13 protein-coding genes are annotated in these 13799 nt (G+C 33.0%); 1 reads left to right on the top strand and 12 read right to left on the bottom strand.

Annotated features, from left to right (window positions below):
• Nucleotides 1–137 precede the first annotated feature (137 nt).
• From IWX83_RS12000 to IWX83_RS11955, 10 genes are all read right to left on the bottom strand, one after another.
• On the bottom strand, nucleotides 138–680 hold the full coding sequence (locus IWX83_RS12000; protein ID WP_196829919.1) for a hypothetical protein: 543 nt from the start codon (nucleotides 678–680) through the stop codon (nucleotides 138–140).
• 180 nt (nucleotides 681–860) lie between these two features.
• Nucleotides 861–1358, bottom strand: coding sequence for a hypothetical protein (locus IWX83_RS11995; protein ID WP_196829917.1), 498 nt, complete (start codon nucleotides 1356–1358; stop codon nucleotides 861–863).
• A 161-nt stretch (nucleotides 1359–1519) separates the two neighbouring features.
• Entirely contained in the window at nucleotides 1520–1837 is a 318-nt protein-coding gene (locus tag IWX83_RS11990) for a hypothetical protein (RefSeq protein ID WP_073354026.1), read from the bottom strand.
• Between the two features lie 190 nt (nucleotides 1838–2027).
• Nucleotides 2028–3848 carry a hypothetical protein gene (locus IWX83_RS11985; RefSeq protein ID WP_196829915.1) on the bottom strand — a complete coding sequence of 607 codons (1821 nt, stop codon included), beginning with the start codon at nucleotides 3846–3848 and terminating at the stop codon, nucleotides 2028–2030.
• 107 nt (nucleotides 3849–3955) lie between these two features.
• The gene (locus tag IWX83_RS11980; protein WP_196829913.1) at nucleotides 3956–5155 is read right to left on the bottom strand and encodes an AI-2E family transporter; all 1200 of its coding nucleotides are present in this window, start codon (nucleotides 5153–5155) and stop codon (nucleotides 3956–3958) included.
• 391 nt (nucleotides 5156–5546) lie between these two features.
• A complete protein-coding gene (locus IWX83_RS11975) occupies nucleotides 5547–6077 on the bottom strand; it encodes a mechanosensitive ion channel domain-containing protein (protein ID WP_196829911.1) in 531 nt (176 codons plus the stop codon).
• A gap of 14 nt (nucleotides 6078–6091) precedes the next feature.
• Nucleotides 6092–6676 carry a Maf-like protein gene (locus IWX83_RS11970; RefSeq protein ID WP_073354032.1) on the bottom strand — a complete coding sequence of 195 codons (585 nt, stop codon included), beginning with the start codon at nucleotides 6674–6676 and terminating at the stop codon, nucleotides 6092–6094.
• A complete protein-coding gene (locus IWX83_RS11965; protein WP_073354034.1) occupies nucleotides 6669–7589 on the bottom strand; it encodes a geranylgeranylglycerol-phosphate geranylgeranyltransferase in 921 nt (306 codons plus the stop codon). Before IWX83_RS11965 ends, IWX83_RS11970 begins: the two co-directional genes overlap by 8 nt.
• Before the next feature lie 96 nt (nucleotides 7590–7685).
• A complete protein-coding gene (locus tag IWX83_RS11960) occupies nucleotides 7686–8213 on the bottom strand; it encodes an HAD family hydrolase (RefSeq protein ID WP_073354036.1) in 528 nt (175 codons plus the stop codon).
• On the bottom strand, nucleotides 8197–8970 hold the full coding sequence (locus tag IWX83_RS11955) for a Rossmann-like and DUF2520 domain-containing protein (RefSeq protein ID WP_073354037.1): 774 nt from the start codon (nucleotides 8968–8970) through the stop codon (nucleotides 8197–8199). Before IWX83_RS11955 ends, IWX83_RS11960 begins: the two co-directional genes overlap by 17 nt.
• 200 nt (nucleotides 8971–9170) lie before the next feature.
• Between IWX83_RS11955 and ccsA the strand changes: the two genes are divergently transcribed.
• Entirely contained in the window at nucleotides 9171–12377 is a 3207-nt protein-coding gene (gene ccsA, locus IWX83_RS11950; RefSeq protein WP_196829910.1) for a cytochrome c biogenesis protein CcsA, read from the top strand.
• Between the two features lie 72 nt (nucleotides 12378–12449).
• On the opposite strand, the gene IWX83_RS11945 is transcribed toward ccsA, so the two are convergent.
• Nucleotides 12450–13235: an anti-sigma factor domain-containing protein gene (locus IWX83_RS11945; RefSeq protein WP_196829908.1), complete on the bottom strand. Its 786-nt coding sequence runs from the start codon at nucleotides 13233–13235 to the stop codon at nucleotides 12450–12452.
• Complete coding sequence (locus IWX83_RS11940) at nucleotides 13235–13765, bottom strand: RNA polymerase sigma factor (protein ID WP_196829906.1); 531 nt, start codon at nucleotides 13763–13765, stop codon at nucleotides 13235–13237. Before IWX83_RS11940 ends, IWX83_RS11945 begins: the two co-directional genes overlap by 1 nt.
• Nucleotides 13766–13799 lie beyond the last annotated feature (34 nt).

The raw sequence follows: 13799 nt of genomic DNA, 5'->3' as shown, positions 1-13799 counted from the left end.
CTTCAAATGTAGGTATTAAATGTTTTTTCCTGAAATGTTTTTTACATTCTTTAAATATAAATTTGGCTTAACAAAAAAAGAGAGAAAACCAACTCTAGTTTTCTCTCTTTTTATTTTTTACTACTGTAGATTAGGAATTAGTCTCTGTCTCTTCCATGCCCGCGTCCGTGATCGTTTCCTTTTCCATGACCCTTATTTCCTTTTCCTCTATCGTGTCCGTAATGTCTATTATCCCTGTGGTCATTAGATTGTCTACGATAATCATTTCTTCGATCATTAACATAGACTTTTCGATTACGGTTGTATCCTATATTTCTTTGTTCTCTACCATGATATCCTTTATAATATTTTACTTTATGATTTCTAAAATTGTTATACGGTCTAGAACCATGATAATCATTAAGTACTACTTTGTAACCACCGTACAAATCATAATTTCTATATTGACCAGGAAGGTATCTTGAGCGTATCCATCTTCCGCTACCAAAATAAATAAATTGTGTAGCTCTTACATCATAGTAGGCTTCAACATCTGGAAGGTAATAGTATTCTGCTTCAGCATATCCTACTGGACCCCACGAAGGCGCTCTGCCAATATTTACGTTTACTGAAACTTGTGCGTGTATTGTACTTGATGCAAATAGGATAATTCCTAAGGCGATTAGTTTTAGTGCTTTCATCTTTTCTTAATTTAATTCTGAAATAATTTTATAGAAATGTGTTTTTGATATATCTTTTTAGACTTTTTCAACAACTGTGCCAAAACAAAAAAATTAACATTTAATTAAGGATTTAAGTCCTGCAAAAAAAAAGAGAGTTTCTGTATTGAAACTCTCTTTTACTAATAGTAGCGATCCGTATTAATGCTTTCCATTTCCATGACCATTATTTCCTTTTCCACCTTTATTTCCATTGCCTTTATTACCATTGCTTTTATTTCCATTGCTTTTGTAGGCTTTGCTATTATGATTTCGATAAGATCCAATTGATTTTTGAGGTTTTCCTTTGTATCCCTTATAATATTTTACTTTATGATTTTTAAAGTTACTATAAGGTCTTGCCCCATGATAATCATTAAGCACTACTTTATATCCATTGTATAAATTGTAGTTTCTATATCGAGTGGGAAGGTTTCTGGAGCGTATCCATTGTCCTCCACCAAAATAAATAAATTGAGTATTTCTAATATCATAATAGGCTTCAACATCAGGTAAATAATAGTAGTCTACTGCAGAATATCCTACTGGACCCCAAGCTGGAGGACTACCAATGTTTACGTTTACTGAAACTTGTGCTTGTATAGCGTTAGTACTTACTAAAAAAACTATAGCGACTGCGATTAATTTTAATGTTTTCATGTTTTTCAATATTTATTTAATAATTATTTTTTTTATCTCTATATCCTTCAGTATAGCCAACAGCTATGCCATTAATAAAAACAATAGATACGATTAGTTGTAATCAAAAAAAAAGGAAACGAACAATCGTTTCCTTTTTTAACTTTTTATTTTTGAGTTGTTTATAACAAAAGAATCAACAAAAGAATAACAATAATGATAGCTCCTACAGACAAATAAACTCCGTTTCCTGTAGATCTTAATTCAGTTTTGATAGCACGAACTTCTTTACGTAATTCTTTTTTCTCTGCTGAATTCAAAGAAGATTTGTCCATTGCTTTTATTTCGTCAAGACGATTAAGCAATACTTTAACTTCTGCAGGCACTTCTTTTGGAGTATTAGCAATTGCTGTTGGGTTTTTTTCAGCTGCTAACATTTGAGTAGGAACAACACTTAATGACAATACCATCATCATTAAATAAAAGGTAACTTTTTTCATTTATTTTGGTTTTAGTTATGAATAATTATAGTATAAAAGTAAACAATAATACTTTATAAAAACTTATACAATTATGGTATTTAATTATAAAATTCACGCTTTGCTGTTTTGATTTCTATTTTTAATGTTTTGAAAAGTAATGCTTTACCTGTTTTTGTTATTATAAGAGACAAATGGATTTGTATTTCGATCATCTATAGATTACAGTCCGAGGTTTTGCAAGTTCAAAATCTTGAAAACCAAAATCAGTTGTCTCAAAAGAATTCGTTTTGAAAATGTTTTCTCCATTTCCAGGAATGGATGGATAATAGGAGAGTGATATTTGAAAGGCGCTAAACACTAAAAAATCATTATTTATGATTAGTCCAATACCAATTTTCGAATAGGCCTTACTTTCCGTTAATCCTTTTTTAGCATTTCCTAACATGGCAACAGAATAATTAAAATAAGGATTTAGTCGGAAACCCCAAAGATTCCAAGGGCTGTAAAATTGCGTTTGCAAGGTTAGTATAGCTTTTTCAGTTCCATATTCAGCTATTATAAAGCCATTTAGGCCGTAATTTTCATTGATTGAAAGTTGATCTCCAATGGTATCTACCCGGTTGGAACCAATCACCAGCTGTGGTTTAATGAACTGACGTAGTTTCCATTTTCCAAGCTGCATTAAATTCGTAAAATAGTTGGCCTGAAATGAAAATGCGGTTTGTTTGGTTGTTGATTTCTCAAAAAAAGTACCTAATTCAAAATTAGCACTCAAAAATCCCCATTTGAAGAAGTTTCCAAATGCAGCGCGACCGCCCAAATAATAACGTCCAGCGCTATTTTTATGCTGATAACCCGTTGTTATGCCATATATTTTTCCGATTGGTACATCTTCAATAATTCCATTTTGGAAAATATAGCGGTCTCTGATAAATTTTCGAGATGAAATACCGATGCCTATCAAGGCCAGTTTTTCATTAGAATAAAAATCACTACGATCATAATCAAAAATCGGGCTTTCCAAATACTGCAAATGTAAAAATCGACCGGCTGTAATCAGATTTGTTGTTCGCTCCCTTTCCGTATTTCCTTTAAAAATTCTAAAAGATCTTCCCGCCCAAAAATCATGGGTATTGAATTTAAAGTTCTGAAAAGCAAAAACTAAATTGGAGTCGGGTAGGGTGTCTTTTCTAAATTGCTGGTCTAAATAGATTCCACCAGCCCATTTTGTCAAAGGCGAGTAGAAAGGACGATCAATAGTGATACTTTTTCCATAATATCCTTCTAAATCAATAGTATAACTAACTTTTGTATTTATAAACGTATTTTTTATATTGGGTACTGTATAAGAAACAGCGTAAGCACTTTTGCCATCACTGAATCTATTTCTGAATTTATTTTCAAACTGATGACCAAATCCTAAGAAATTGCGGTCATTCAACTCAAAACTGGCTCTGGAGCTAGAAAGAGAACCTTTAGGAACAAGGCTCCAAGAGTCTAAAACCCGAATCGAGATGTCAACAGAATCCGAACTGCTACTAATCAATTTTGGTGCAACATCGACGCGATTAATGAAGCGTTGCGTTCTTATTAAACGCTCAGATTCTCTTACTAATAAGGAATCAAATGGGGTGTTTTTTTTGATGAGCAATAAATTGAGTATGGCGAGCCGGTTTGTTTTAATATGGATTTTATTCCCGTTTCTTTCTGCCCAATTTTTTGGTTTTTTTAAAGTATCAATTTCAGAATATCCAAAGGGATCAAGAGTTACAATGGTAATTTTTCTAATAATTTTACCTTCAAAGAATCCGTATTTTTTTTGAACTTCTTTAATTCCTTCCTTTTTTATTACTGGTGATCTAAAAACTAGCTTGTGCATCAAACGTGTAAACTTGTTCTTCTTGGAATAATTTTTAATATTTGTATAAACGCCGGATGAATCTTTCTTTTTCGTTGTTTCTTGTGCCACAGAAGTTTGAAAACAACTGAACAATATAAGAAGCAAAATAAGATTTATTTTTTTATACATTGTTTGGATATCAACTGAAAAAAAATGAAAAGGCAATCTTAAGAAAATTTCGTGTCAATTGCATTGAGATTTTAATAAAAATAGAATTTTAAGCTATTTTTTTTACATTATACATCAGTTCGATTACTCGAATTTTCAGTGGTGGTTTCCGTAAACACGGGTAAAGGAAGATCCGTTTTTATTGTGTTTTTTTCAGGTGGTGCTTCTGAATCAAAAAGCGGTAATTTAATTTTTCGCCAAGTATAAGTTTTAGGTAAATGATCTCCCATCAAATAGCCCCATGCTTCTAGAGATTCTACTCGGTCAAAAATCACTTTTAAAACGGCCAGAATTGGAAGTGCTAAAAACATACCGGAAACTCCAGCAATTGCTCCCCCGATGATGATTCCAATAATCGAAACGAACGCATTTATTTCGACTTTAGAACTTACAATCATTGGCACAATAATGTTATTATCTATTAATTGAACGACGATGGTAATCACTATGACACCAATAATTATCGATAAATCCGGTGAGCCAGTTAGCGAAGCAACGATGCTTAAAAGTCCCGCAAAGAGAATTCCGATATAAGGAATCAGGTTTAGAATTCCTGTAACAATTCCTAATAAAATAGCATATTTTACTCCGATCAGCATAAAACCAAAAGTTGTCATTGCTGAAATTAAGATCATTTCAATAATTAATCCTACAATGTAGCTGTTGATTGCAACCCTAATATTCGTTAGAATATTTTTTAGTTGCTCATGGTTTTCTTTTTTAACTAATTTGGATAAAAACAGCAAAAAATGGGTTCTGTATAAAAGGATTAAAAAAGTATAGATGGGAATCAAAGTAAGGTTTACCAAAGTGTCCGTAAACGACATTAATGTTGTACCAATAATTTCTTTTCCTTTTTCCATGGAGTCTTCGGTAGCGGTATCAATATATTGCTTTTGTTCTCTGGAACTTAAGTGAAAATTATCTCTTACAAATCCTTGAATATTTCTAAGGTGAATGTTTATATTTCTTTCAATTTTATCAAAATCATCTGCAAAATCACTAAGTTGGAAAGAAAGAAATACAAAAAGACCAATAAAAATTAAAACAAAAAATAGTACCGCAATCATTACCGCCAGTACATGTGGGAATCGAAGTTTTAACTTAAAAAACTGAACCATAGGATACAGTAAGATGGCAAATAGAAAGGACATCATTACTGGAATCAAGATGTTCTGGCCAATATAGAAAATAAATACAATAGCAATTAATCCCAACAAAGTCAGCGACAATTTAGCATAAAAGGGAACTTTTAGGGTATCATTCATATCTTACTAGTGTTGTGTTAAAAAGAACTAATATTGGACTACTTTCAACTGACAAATATGTGGCTTTATAAAAAGTAATGTATTATACATTTTGTGTCAATAGTTATATAATTATCACTTTTTAATCTTTAGTTTTCGTGCTTGATTACCAATAAGGAGATAGTATTTCCAACTTCACAAGCGCTGTAAATAATGACTACAAATTGCTCAGAAAAACAATAGAATAGATTTATTAAGTAGCAGTAAACCTTCTATAACATGTTAACGGACTTCCAATTTGAATCTGCTTTTTGTTGTAAATAATTAAAATTGAGTGCTATCTGATTTATTTTAAAAATAATTTTAAATAGGTTCACTCTTTAGATCACTAGATAAGCTATAAAGTTATGAATTAATCTACGTATTCTTTATCATTGAATTGTTTTTCTAATATAGATATTCCTTTTTGCAATAGAAGGTTGTTGGGATAAATGATTATTTCTCCATCACTTGTTTTTAAGAAAACATGAAAAGCGCCAATATCTTCTATTTCAGCCATAACGGGAAAATCTTTATCATGTATTTTGATGACATCACCAATTTTAAATGGAAATGAAAAGAACAAAATTACACCCGCTGTAATATTGCTTAAAATAGACCATTGCGCAAACAATGCCACACCTACAACAGTGGTAATGGAAGAAAGTGCTATGGTAATATCTTTAGTTTGAACTCCCCAAATAATTATCAAAGCAATTATCACTAAAATATTGATCAATAAATGCAGGTATTTAATCAATAAATTTGTTCTGTGCTCTAAAGTTTGGTTCGTCTTTGCATAACGACGCACTAGTTTTGTAGCAACAATTCTTAAAAAAATAAGCGAAATTCCTAAAATTCCAGTGGCAATTAATTCCTTTGTGTATTCGTGTATAAATGACATTTCCATCCTTTAAATTAGACTAATTTACGTAAATATTCAAATACTTTATCAGTTGGCATTCCCATCACATTAGCATACGAACCTTCAATTTTTGCAACACCTATAAACCCAATCCATTCTTGAATGCCATACGCACCTGCTTTGTCATACGGTTTGTAATTTTCTAAGTAAAACCTAATCGATTCATCGCTTAACTCGTTGAAAGTGACTTTCGTTACTTCATACAATACATCTACTTTTTCATTGGTTTTAAAACAAACGGAAGTAATGACTTCATGAGTCGCATTCGATAATGATTTTAGGATTTCATAGGCCTCTTGTTCATCTTTTGGTTTACCCAAAGCTTTATTGTTGTGCCAAACGATGGTGTCACTAGTGATCAGAATTTCGTGGGGCTGCAGTTCGCCTTCAAAAGCACTGGCTTTTAGTTCGGCCAAATACGTAGTGATTTCATGTCCACTTAATTCTGGTGGGTAAATTTCTTCAATTTCTTTGAGTCGGATTTCAAAATCCAAATCTAAATCTTTAAAGAATTGTTGGCGTCTTGGCGATCCCGATGCTAAAATTAAGCGGTATTTTTTTAATTGATTTCTAAGCATTATATTTTATATTTAAACTAATAACTACAACAGATAAAATTCCAAAAAACAAGATTAATTTCAAAAGTGAACTCAAGTTATGGAATTCTTTTTTAGATGTGGCCGTCCATATTTTTATGGTGAAAAACAGTAGCGGACCAACAACAAAAACCAACAAATAAACCGTTACAAATACCACTTCGATTAGGTATTTATTGATGTAATACAGGATAAAAGAGAGCGGAATTAAACTTAATACACAAACTATTTTTGCAGTTTTTGATTTCCCTATTGCAATAGGGAACGTGTTCATTCCTTGGTTGTAATCGCCATGTATATCTTCGATGTCTTTAACTATTTCTCTAAGCAGGTTAATCATAAAAGCAAATATAGCATAATCCAATAATATAGAAAAAAAGATTCTCATTTGTTGCGGATTGTCTATTCCTATAGCAGGATATAAATCAAAAAATCCAATAATAAGTACACTAAAGGAAAGTAATAAAGCGACAATAATATTACCAATGAGCATCATTTGTTTCAAACTGCTGGCGTACAAATAAAGTGCAGCTGCAATCAGAATAAAAAGGGAGGCAAAGCCTGGTTTTTGTATCACATTTGAAAGGTAAAAACCAATAACTACGCCCGTAACAGTAAAAATTCCGTATAAATTATATGCTTGATTTTCAGAAATACTTTTGCCTACAATTACGGAATTGGGATTATTGCTGTTATCAGTGTCTTGGTCAAAAATATTATTGATAATGTAGCCACCAGCAGCGAGCAAAACCGTAGATAAGACCAAAAGCAAATACTGCCAATCGGTTAATGCCAAAGGAACATTTTGAATTTTAAAAAATCCGTACCTAAAAATAAGCTGCATAAAAGCAAGCATCAGCAGGTTTTGGTAGCGGATGAGTTTTAGGAATTTCATTTAAAAGTTAGGAGTTATGGGTTTTCTCAAAATCTGAAATCAAAAATCTGAAATCAAAAATCTGAAATCAAAAATTTGAAATTAAAAATCGTTAATCTAATCGTGTTTTCCATCAAAATGAGCCATCCATTTCCCTTGCGCTTTCATCACTTGTTCAATGACATCGCGTGCAGCTCCTTTTCCTCCATTTTTGTGCGAAATATATTTTGAAATCGCTTTTATTTCAGGACTTGCATCTTGTGGACAAGTGGATAAACCCACTAATTTCATAACATGATAATCTGGAATATCATCGCCCATGTAGAGAACGTGTTCTGGATTTATTTGGTAAACATCTGTATATTCATCAAACGTTTGAACTTTATCTGACGTACCCAAATAAATATCTGTAATTCCAAGATTCCGCAATCGGACCCGAACCCCTTCATTGCTTCCTCCTGAAATAATGCACACATTATACCCACTTTCTACTGCCGCTTTCATGGCGTAACCATCACGAATATTCATTGTTCTTAGAATTTCACCTTCGTTAGTTACAAAAACAGAGCTGTCTGTAAGAACGCCATCGACATCAAAAATAAAAGTAGTGATGTCATTCATTATTTCTTTATAACTTTTTGCCATTATGCTGTATAGATTGTGTTAGTATATTATAAATATTGAGATGATTTTCATTTGATAAAAAAGCTTGATGGGCTTCAATAGTGACCGTATCATTGCGTTTTGCAGGGCCTGTTTGTGCATCCTGCGGCGAAAGTACCATTATTTTATTTGCAGTTTCAGTAATTAAAGGTTTTAAAATGCCAAACGGTACCTGATGCTCCTGACAAATTTCTTCCCCTATTTGGTACAAATGATTTGTGAAATTATTGACAAATACGGCTGCAACATGTAAGGCTTTTCGTTGCTGGGAGTTAATGGCGAAAATAGAATCAGATATTGATTTAGCTACTTTACTCAGTAATTGAAAATCAGTTGCATTCTCGCTTTCTAAACAGATGGGAATAGTCGTGAAATCGACTGGTTTGTTCTTCGTAAATGTTTGCAAAGGATAGAAAACTCCTTTTCGGTTTTCATCATTCAATGCGTTCAAAGGAACACTGCCAGAAGTATGTACCACCAATCTATTTTTGAAGGGAAGCGCAGCGGCAACAAGTGAAATGGCATCATCCGAAACGGCAATAATATATAAATCGGCCTCCATTAAGGATTCCCATTCATTTGTGATTTTATCCAATTCCACTAAATGAGAAACTGTAGCGATTTGTCTGGAATAGACCTGCACCAATTTGATTTCCGTTCCTGAATTTGGACCGTTTTGAAATGCAGCAATCAAATGTTGCGCCACATTTCCAGAACCGATAATTACTACTTTGACCATGGGACAAAATTAGGAAAAAAATATTAAGAGTTTTAGTCAAATTTTACGCTGCTAAAACAGTGATATTATCCCAAAAAAGAGAATATTTTTAGCTTTGTCTACCACACTTAATTTTGGATTAAATTAACAAATGTCCGAATATAGAAGTCAACATTTTTAAGTACTTTTGTGGCACTTTTACAAAACATAATCCCATAAAAATGGATAAAAAAATATTTTCTTTTTTGTTTTCAACTCGATTAATGGCTTTTCTTTTTATTGCTTACGCAGTAGCCATGGCAACCGGAACTTTTATCGAAAGTAAATACAACACCGATACCGCAAAAATTTTAATCTACAATGCATGGTGGTTTGAAGCCATTCACGTCTTTTTCTTAATCAATTTTATTGGGAATATTAAGCGTTACCAGCTATTAAAAAAGGAAAAATGGGCTACTTTATTACTCCATTTGTCTTTTATATTTATTATTGCGGGTGCTTTTGTTACACGTTATATCAGCTATGAAGGAATGATGCCCATTCGCGAAGGCGCAGCTGAAAATCAAATTTTTTCAGATAAAACCTTTCTTACTGTTTTTGTAGATGGTGAATATAAGGGCGAAATGAAACGCAGGGTTTTTGAAAATAAAGTATTGCTTTCCCCAGCGACAAATAATAGTTTTAGTATTTCCGAAAAATTTGCTGATACACCATTTGAAGTAGAATATGAAAACTTCATTATGGGAGCTAAAGAATATATCAAACCCGATCCAAACGGAATTGTATATTTAAAAATAGTGGAAGCAGGAGATGGCGGTCGTCACGAGCATTTCTTGAAAGAAGGCGAAGTGCAAAACATTCATAATGTATTATTTTCATTAAATAAATATACGGATGGTGCTATAAACATTACTACCACAGGAAGTGCGTATACGATCCAAACCCCTTTTGAAGGGAACTTTATGAGGATGGCTGATAAACTGCAAGGCAAAGTCACAAAAGATAATGTACAGCCGCTAATGATGCGCTCTTTATACAGTATTGGCGAAATGCGTTTTGTATTTCCAGATCCAGCAGTTAAGGGCGTCGTAGATTATGAATCTGAAAATGATTTTAAAGCGAAAACTCATGAAGACGCATTGGTACTTAAAGTCAAAGCAGAGGGACAAGAAAAAACAGTAACTATTTTAGGTTCTAAAGGTAAAATAGGGGAGTCTAAAACAGTAAAGATTGGAAACATTGACTATACTTTTTTCTACGGAAGTAAAGCGTATATTTTGCCATTTAAGATTAAACTAAATGACTTTATTGCACAGAAATATCCTGGAACAGAGAAAAGTTATTCCTCGTTTGAAAGTAAAGTAACCGTCATGGACAAAGAAACATTTGATGCCAGAATTTATATGAATAATGTGTTAGATCATGAAGGCTACCGCTTTTTTCAATCTAGTTTTGATCCTGATGAAAAAGGAACAGTATTATCAGTTAATCATGATTTTTGGGGAACTGCCCTAACATACGCGGGTTATTTTATGTTGTATTTTGCCATGATGGCCATTATGTTTACTAAATATTCTCGTTTTGCGGATATCAAACGCAAGTTAGAAGTCGTGAAAATGAAAAAAGCAAAATTGTTGACTATTTTAATGCTCTTATTTAGTTTCAATAGTTTTGCACAGGAACAAGAACATGACCATGCAGATCATGAAGGACATGCGCATACGGAAGCTGAAGCAGCACCTGCAACGCACTCAAACCATATTAAAGAAGTTTTAAGTCAGGACGAGCTTAATGCTCTAATAACTAAATACAAAGTGCCGGAAGGACACGCAGCTAAATTTGGCCGACTTGTGATCCAAGATGGTGGCGGGAGAATGAAACCTATTAATACTTTTTCATCAGAATTATTGCGTAAAGTGAGTCATGATGATACGTATAACGGAATGAATTCCGACCAAGTATTTTTGTCCATGACACAATACGCAAGCTACTGGATCGAAATTCCAATCATTTATATCAAAAGTGGGAATGACAGTATTCGTAAAATTATCGGAATTGATAAAAAGGCAAAATTTGCTCCTTTTGTCTCTTTCTTCGATAAAAAGGGAAATTATAAGCTTACTAAATATTTAGAAGAAGCCTTCAAAGCTGCTAATCCTAACCAATTTGAAAAGGATTTTATAGAAACCGACAAGAAAGTCAATTTAATGGAATCTGCTTTGAGTGGACGAATTTTAAAGATTTTCCCTATTCCCGAGGATAAAAATAATAAATGGGTTTCCTACTTAGAACTCAATGAGTCTGGTTTCAAAGGAATGGAAGCAACATACACTAAAAATGTACTGCCTTTGTATTTCGGCTCGTTAGCGAATGCTTCAAGTTCCAATGATTTCAAAACTGCCGATGAATTGCTGGAAAGTATCAATGGTTTTCAAAAACGTTTTGGTAGCAAAGTAATGCCAAGCGATGACAAAATCACCTCAGAAGTGTTGTATAATAAATACGATGTATTCAAAAAATTGACAAATTGGTATGGTTTAGCGGCTATCGCAATGTTGCTATTCACTATTTTACAAATTTTTAAAGAACGTAAATGGTTGCATTATGCAGTAAATGGAATGCACATTATTATTGCATTTCTCTTTGTTTTACACACTCTTGGTTTAATAGCACGTTGGTATATTTCTGGTCACGCACCATGGAGTAATGCATACGAATCGATTATTTATGTTGCTTGGGCAACGATGTTTTTTGGTTTGGCTTTTGATCGAAAATCCAAATTGACTGTAGCTTCTTCTGCATTTGTAACGTCTATGATTTTATTTGCAGCGAACTTGAATTGGATTGATCCTGAAATTGCAAATCTACAACCAGTGCTGAATTCTTATTGGTTAATGATTCACGTTGCAGTGATTGTTGGAAGTTATGGGCCACTAGCTTTAGGAATGATTTTAGGTGCTGTTGCCTTGTTATTGATTTTGTTTACCAATGAAAAAAACAAAGCCAAAATGGATTTGAATATTCAAGAGATTACATACATTAATGAAATGTCACTTACCATTGGTCTTATTATGTTAACTATTGGTAACTTTTTAGGTGGGCAATGGGCTAACGAAAGTTGGGGGCGTTATTGGGGATGGGATCCAAAAGAAACTTGGGCTTTGATCACCATTATGGTGTATGCGTTTGTTATTCATGCCCGATTTGTTCCTTCTTTGAGAGGGAAATGGATTTTTAATTTAATGAGTATGTTTGCGTTTATTTCTACATTGTTTACGTATTATGGGGTAAACTTTCACTTGGTAGGATTACATTCGTATGCTAGTGGTGAAGCACATTCATTGAGCTGGATTTGGTATTCATTAGGAGGAATTGCTTTATTTGGAGCCGTTTCCTATCCTAAATATAAGAAGTATTACAAGAAATAAGTGGTAAATATTTTTCATAAAAAAAGGTTCAACTGCAAAGTTGAACCTTTTTTATTACTAGAAAATATGTTTTTATACTTTTCCTAAAGTATATAATTGCTCCATTGTAGGAGTTAAACTTCCTCCTTTAGGTTCAAGTGTAATTCCAAAAGCTTCTGCCTCATTAGCATTATTCACTGCAAATAATTTTTGTTCGTTCACATCGAAGTCTTCTAACAATCCAATACTGGTTGGAGTCAAAGGGCTTAATTTTAGTGCCCAAACTTGATACACCATTCCTTCTGGTGGTTCTGGTAAACCAGCAGCATCAATATACACTACTTTAGTGTCTTGATTCCAATACACTTTAGCCGAAGATTCTGGAGCAACTGCTTGTCCGCCAAGGGCCACAACCGTGTTTTTAACGTCTCTAACAACCGCTAAACTGGTTTCATTAGCCGTATTTTTCAATTTTAATACATTAAACTCTTTCTCTAATTTTGCTTTTTCAATTGCAGTATTGGCGACTTGCGTTGAAGTCTGATTTAACTGATTGTATTGGTAACCAATACCTACCAATAATAACACAGCTGCGGCCCAACCAATGTATTGAGACCTGTTTTTAGTAGGTTCTAATTGTATGACTTCAACATGTTTTAGCTCTAATTTCTCTTTAATTTTTTCGAAATTAGCTACCGAATGAAATGGTGAAAAGCTAGATGATAGCGACACAATTGATTTCTCAATAGCGATAATTTCAGCATTTATTTCCGGGTTATTTTTTGCCATTTTGGCAACCTCCTCGCTTTCAGTTTCACTTAGTGAACCGTAAACATAGAGTTCTAGGATTCCTGATTCAATATATTCTTTTGTTTCCATTATACTTTCAAATAATTTCGTAGATCGTTAATACAGTTTCTATTTTGCGTTTTTACTGTCCCCAAAGGTATTGCCAGTTCATCTGAAGCTTCTTGCTGAGTATACCCTTTAAAAAACAGTAAATCAATTATTTGAATACATTTTGGTTTCAGCCTTTTTACAAATTCCTGTAAACCTATAGTATCCATTTTTTCAGACAATTTAGAACTGTCTTCAAAGTGATTTACGAAATTATCAGTAGAAAGGTTTTTTTGACTGTTATTAAAGTTTTTAGAACGCAGTTTATCTATCGATGTATTTCTAGCAATATTGAGAATCCAAGTGTAGAATCTTCCCTTACTTTCATGATAGGAATCTATGTTTTTCCATATTTTAACAAATACTTCCTGAAGTATGTCTTCAGCTTCTTCTCTATTTTTTACAAGAACATTGACAACCGAAAAGAGACTTTTGGAATACATATCATATAAATGTGTAAATGCCCTTTCGTCTTTCTTATAAATTAGGACTAATAACTCTTCTTGACTCATATCTTATTGTTTTTCTTCTACAAACTTATACAAT

It is taken from the genome of Flavobacterium sp. CG_9.1, from assembly GCF_015751645.1.
Classification (GTDB): domain Bacteria; phylum Bacteroidota; class Bacteroidia; order Flavobacteriales; family Flavobacteriaceae; genus Flavobacterium; species Flavobacterium xanthum.
The sequence above is the reverse complement of the archived record's forward strand: the minus strand, read 5'-3'. Positions and strand labels throughout refer to the sequence as shown.

Excerpts from the sequence above, each read along its gene's own strand:
- IWX83_RS11980 (WP_196829913.1), bottom strand. The coding sequence starts at position 5,155 with ATGAATGATACCCTAAAAGTTCCCTTTTATGCTAAATTGTCGCTGACT.
- IWX83_RS11960 (WP_073354036.1), bottom strand. The coding sequence starts at position 8,213 with ATGGCAAAAAGTTATAAAGAAATAATGAATGACATCACTACTTTTATT.
- IWX83_RS11965 (WP_073354034.1), bottom strand. The coding sequence starts at position 7,589 with ATGAAATTCCTAAAACTCATCCGCTACCAAAACCTGCTGATGCTTGCT.
- IWX83_RS11975 (WP_196829911.1), bottom strand. The coding sequence starts at position 6,077 with ATGTCATTTATACACGAATACACAAAGGAATTAATTGCCACTGGAATT.
- IWX83_RS11985 (WP_196829915.1), bottom strand. The coding sequence starts at position 3,848 with ATGTATAAAAAAATAAATCTTATTTTGCTTCTTATATTGTTCAGTTGT.
- IWX83_RS11970 (WP_073354032.1), bottom strand. The coding sequence starts at position 6,676 with ATGCTTAGAAATCAATTAAAAAAATACCGCTTAATTTTAGCATCGGGA.
- IWX83_RS11995 (WP_196829917.1), bottom strand. The coding sequence starts at position 1,358 with ATGAAAACATTAAAATTAATCGCAGTCGCTATAGTTTTTTTAGTAAGT.
- IWX83_RS11990 (WP_073354026.1), bottom strand. The coding sequence starts at position 1,837 with ATGAAAAAAGTTACCTTTTATTTAATGATGATGGTATTGTCATTAAGT.
- IWX83_RS12000 (WP_196829919.1), bottom strand. The coding sequence starts at position 680 with ATGAAAGCACTAAAACTAATCGCCTTAGGAATTATCCTATTTGCATCA.
- IWX83_RS11940 (WP_196829906.1), bottom strand. The coding sequence starts at position 13,765 with ATGAGTCAAGAAGAGTTATTAGTCCTAATTTATAAGAAAGACGAAAGG.
- IWX83_RS11955 (WP_073354037.1), bottom strand. The coding sequence starts at position 8,970 with ATGGTCAAAGTAGTAATTATCGGTTCTGGAAATGTGGCGCAACATTTG.
- IWX83_RS11945 (WP_196829908.1), bottom strand. The coding sequence starts at position 13,235 with ATGGAAACAAAAGAATATATTGAATCAGGAATCCTAGAACTCTATGTT.
- ccsA (WP_196829910.1), top strand. The coding sequence starts at position 9,171 with ATGGATAAAAAAATATTTTCTTTTTTGTTTTCAACTCGATTAATGGCT.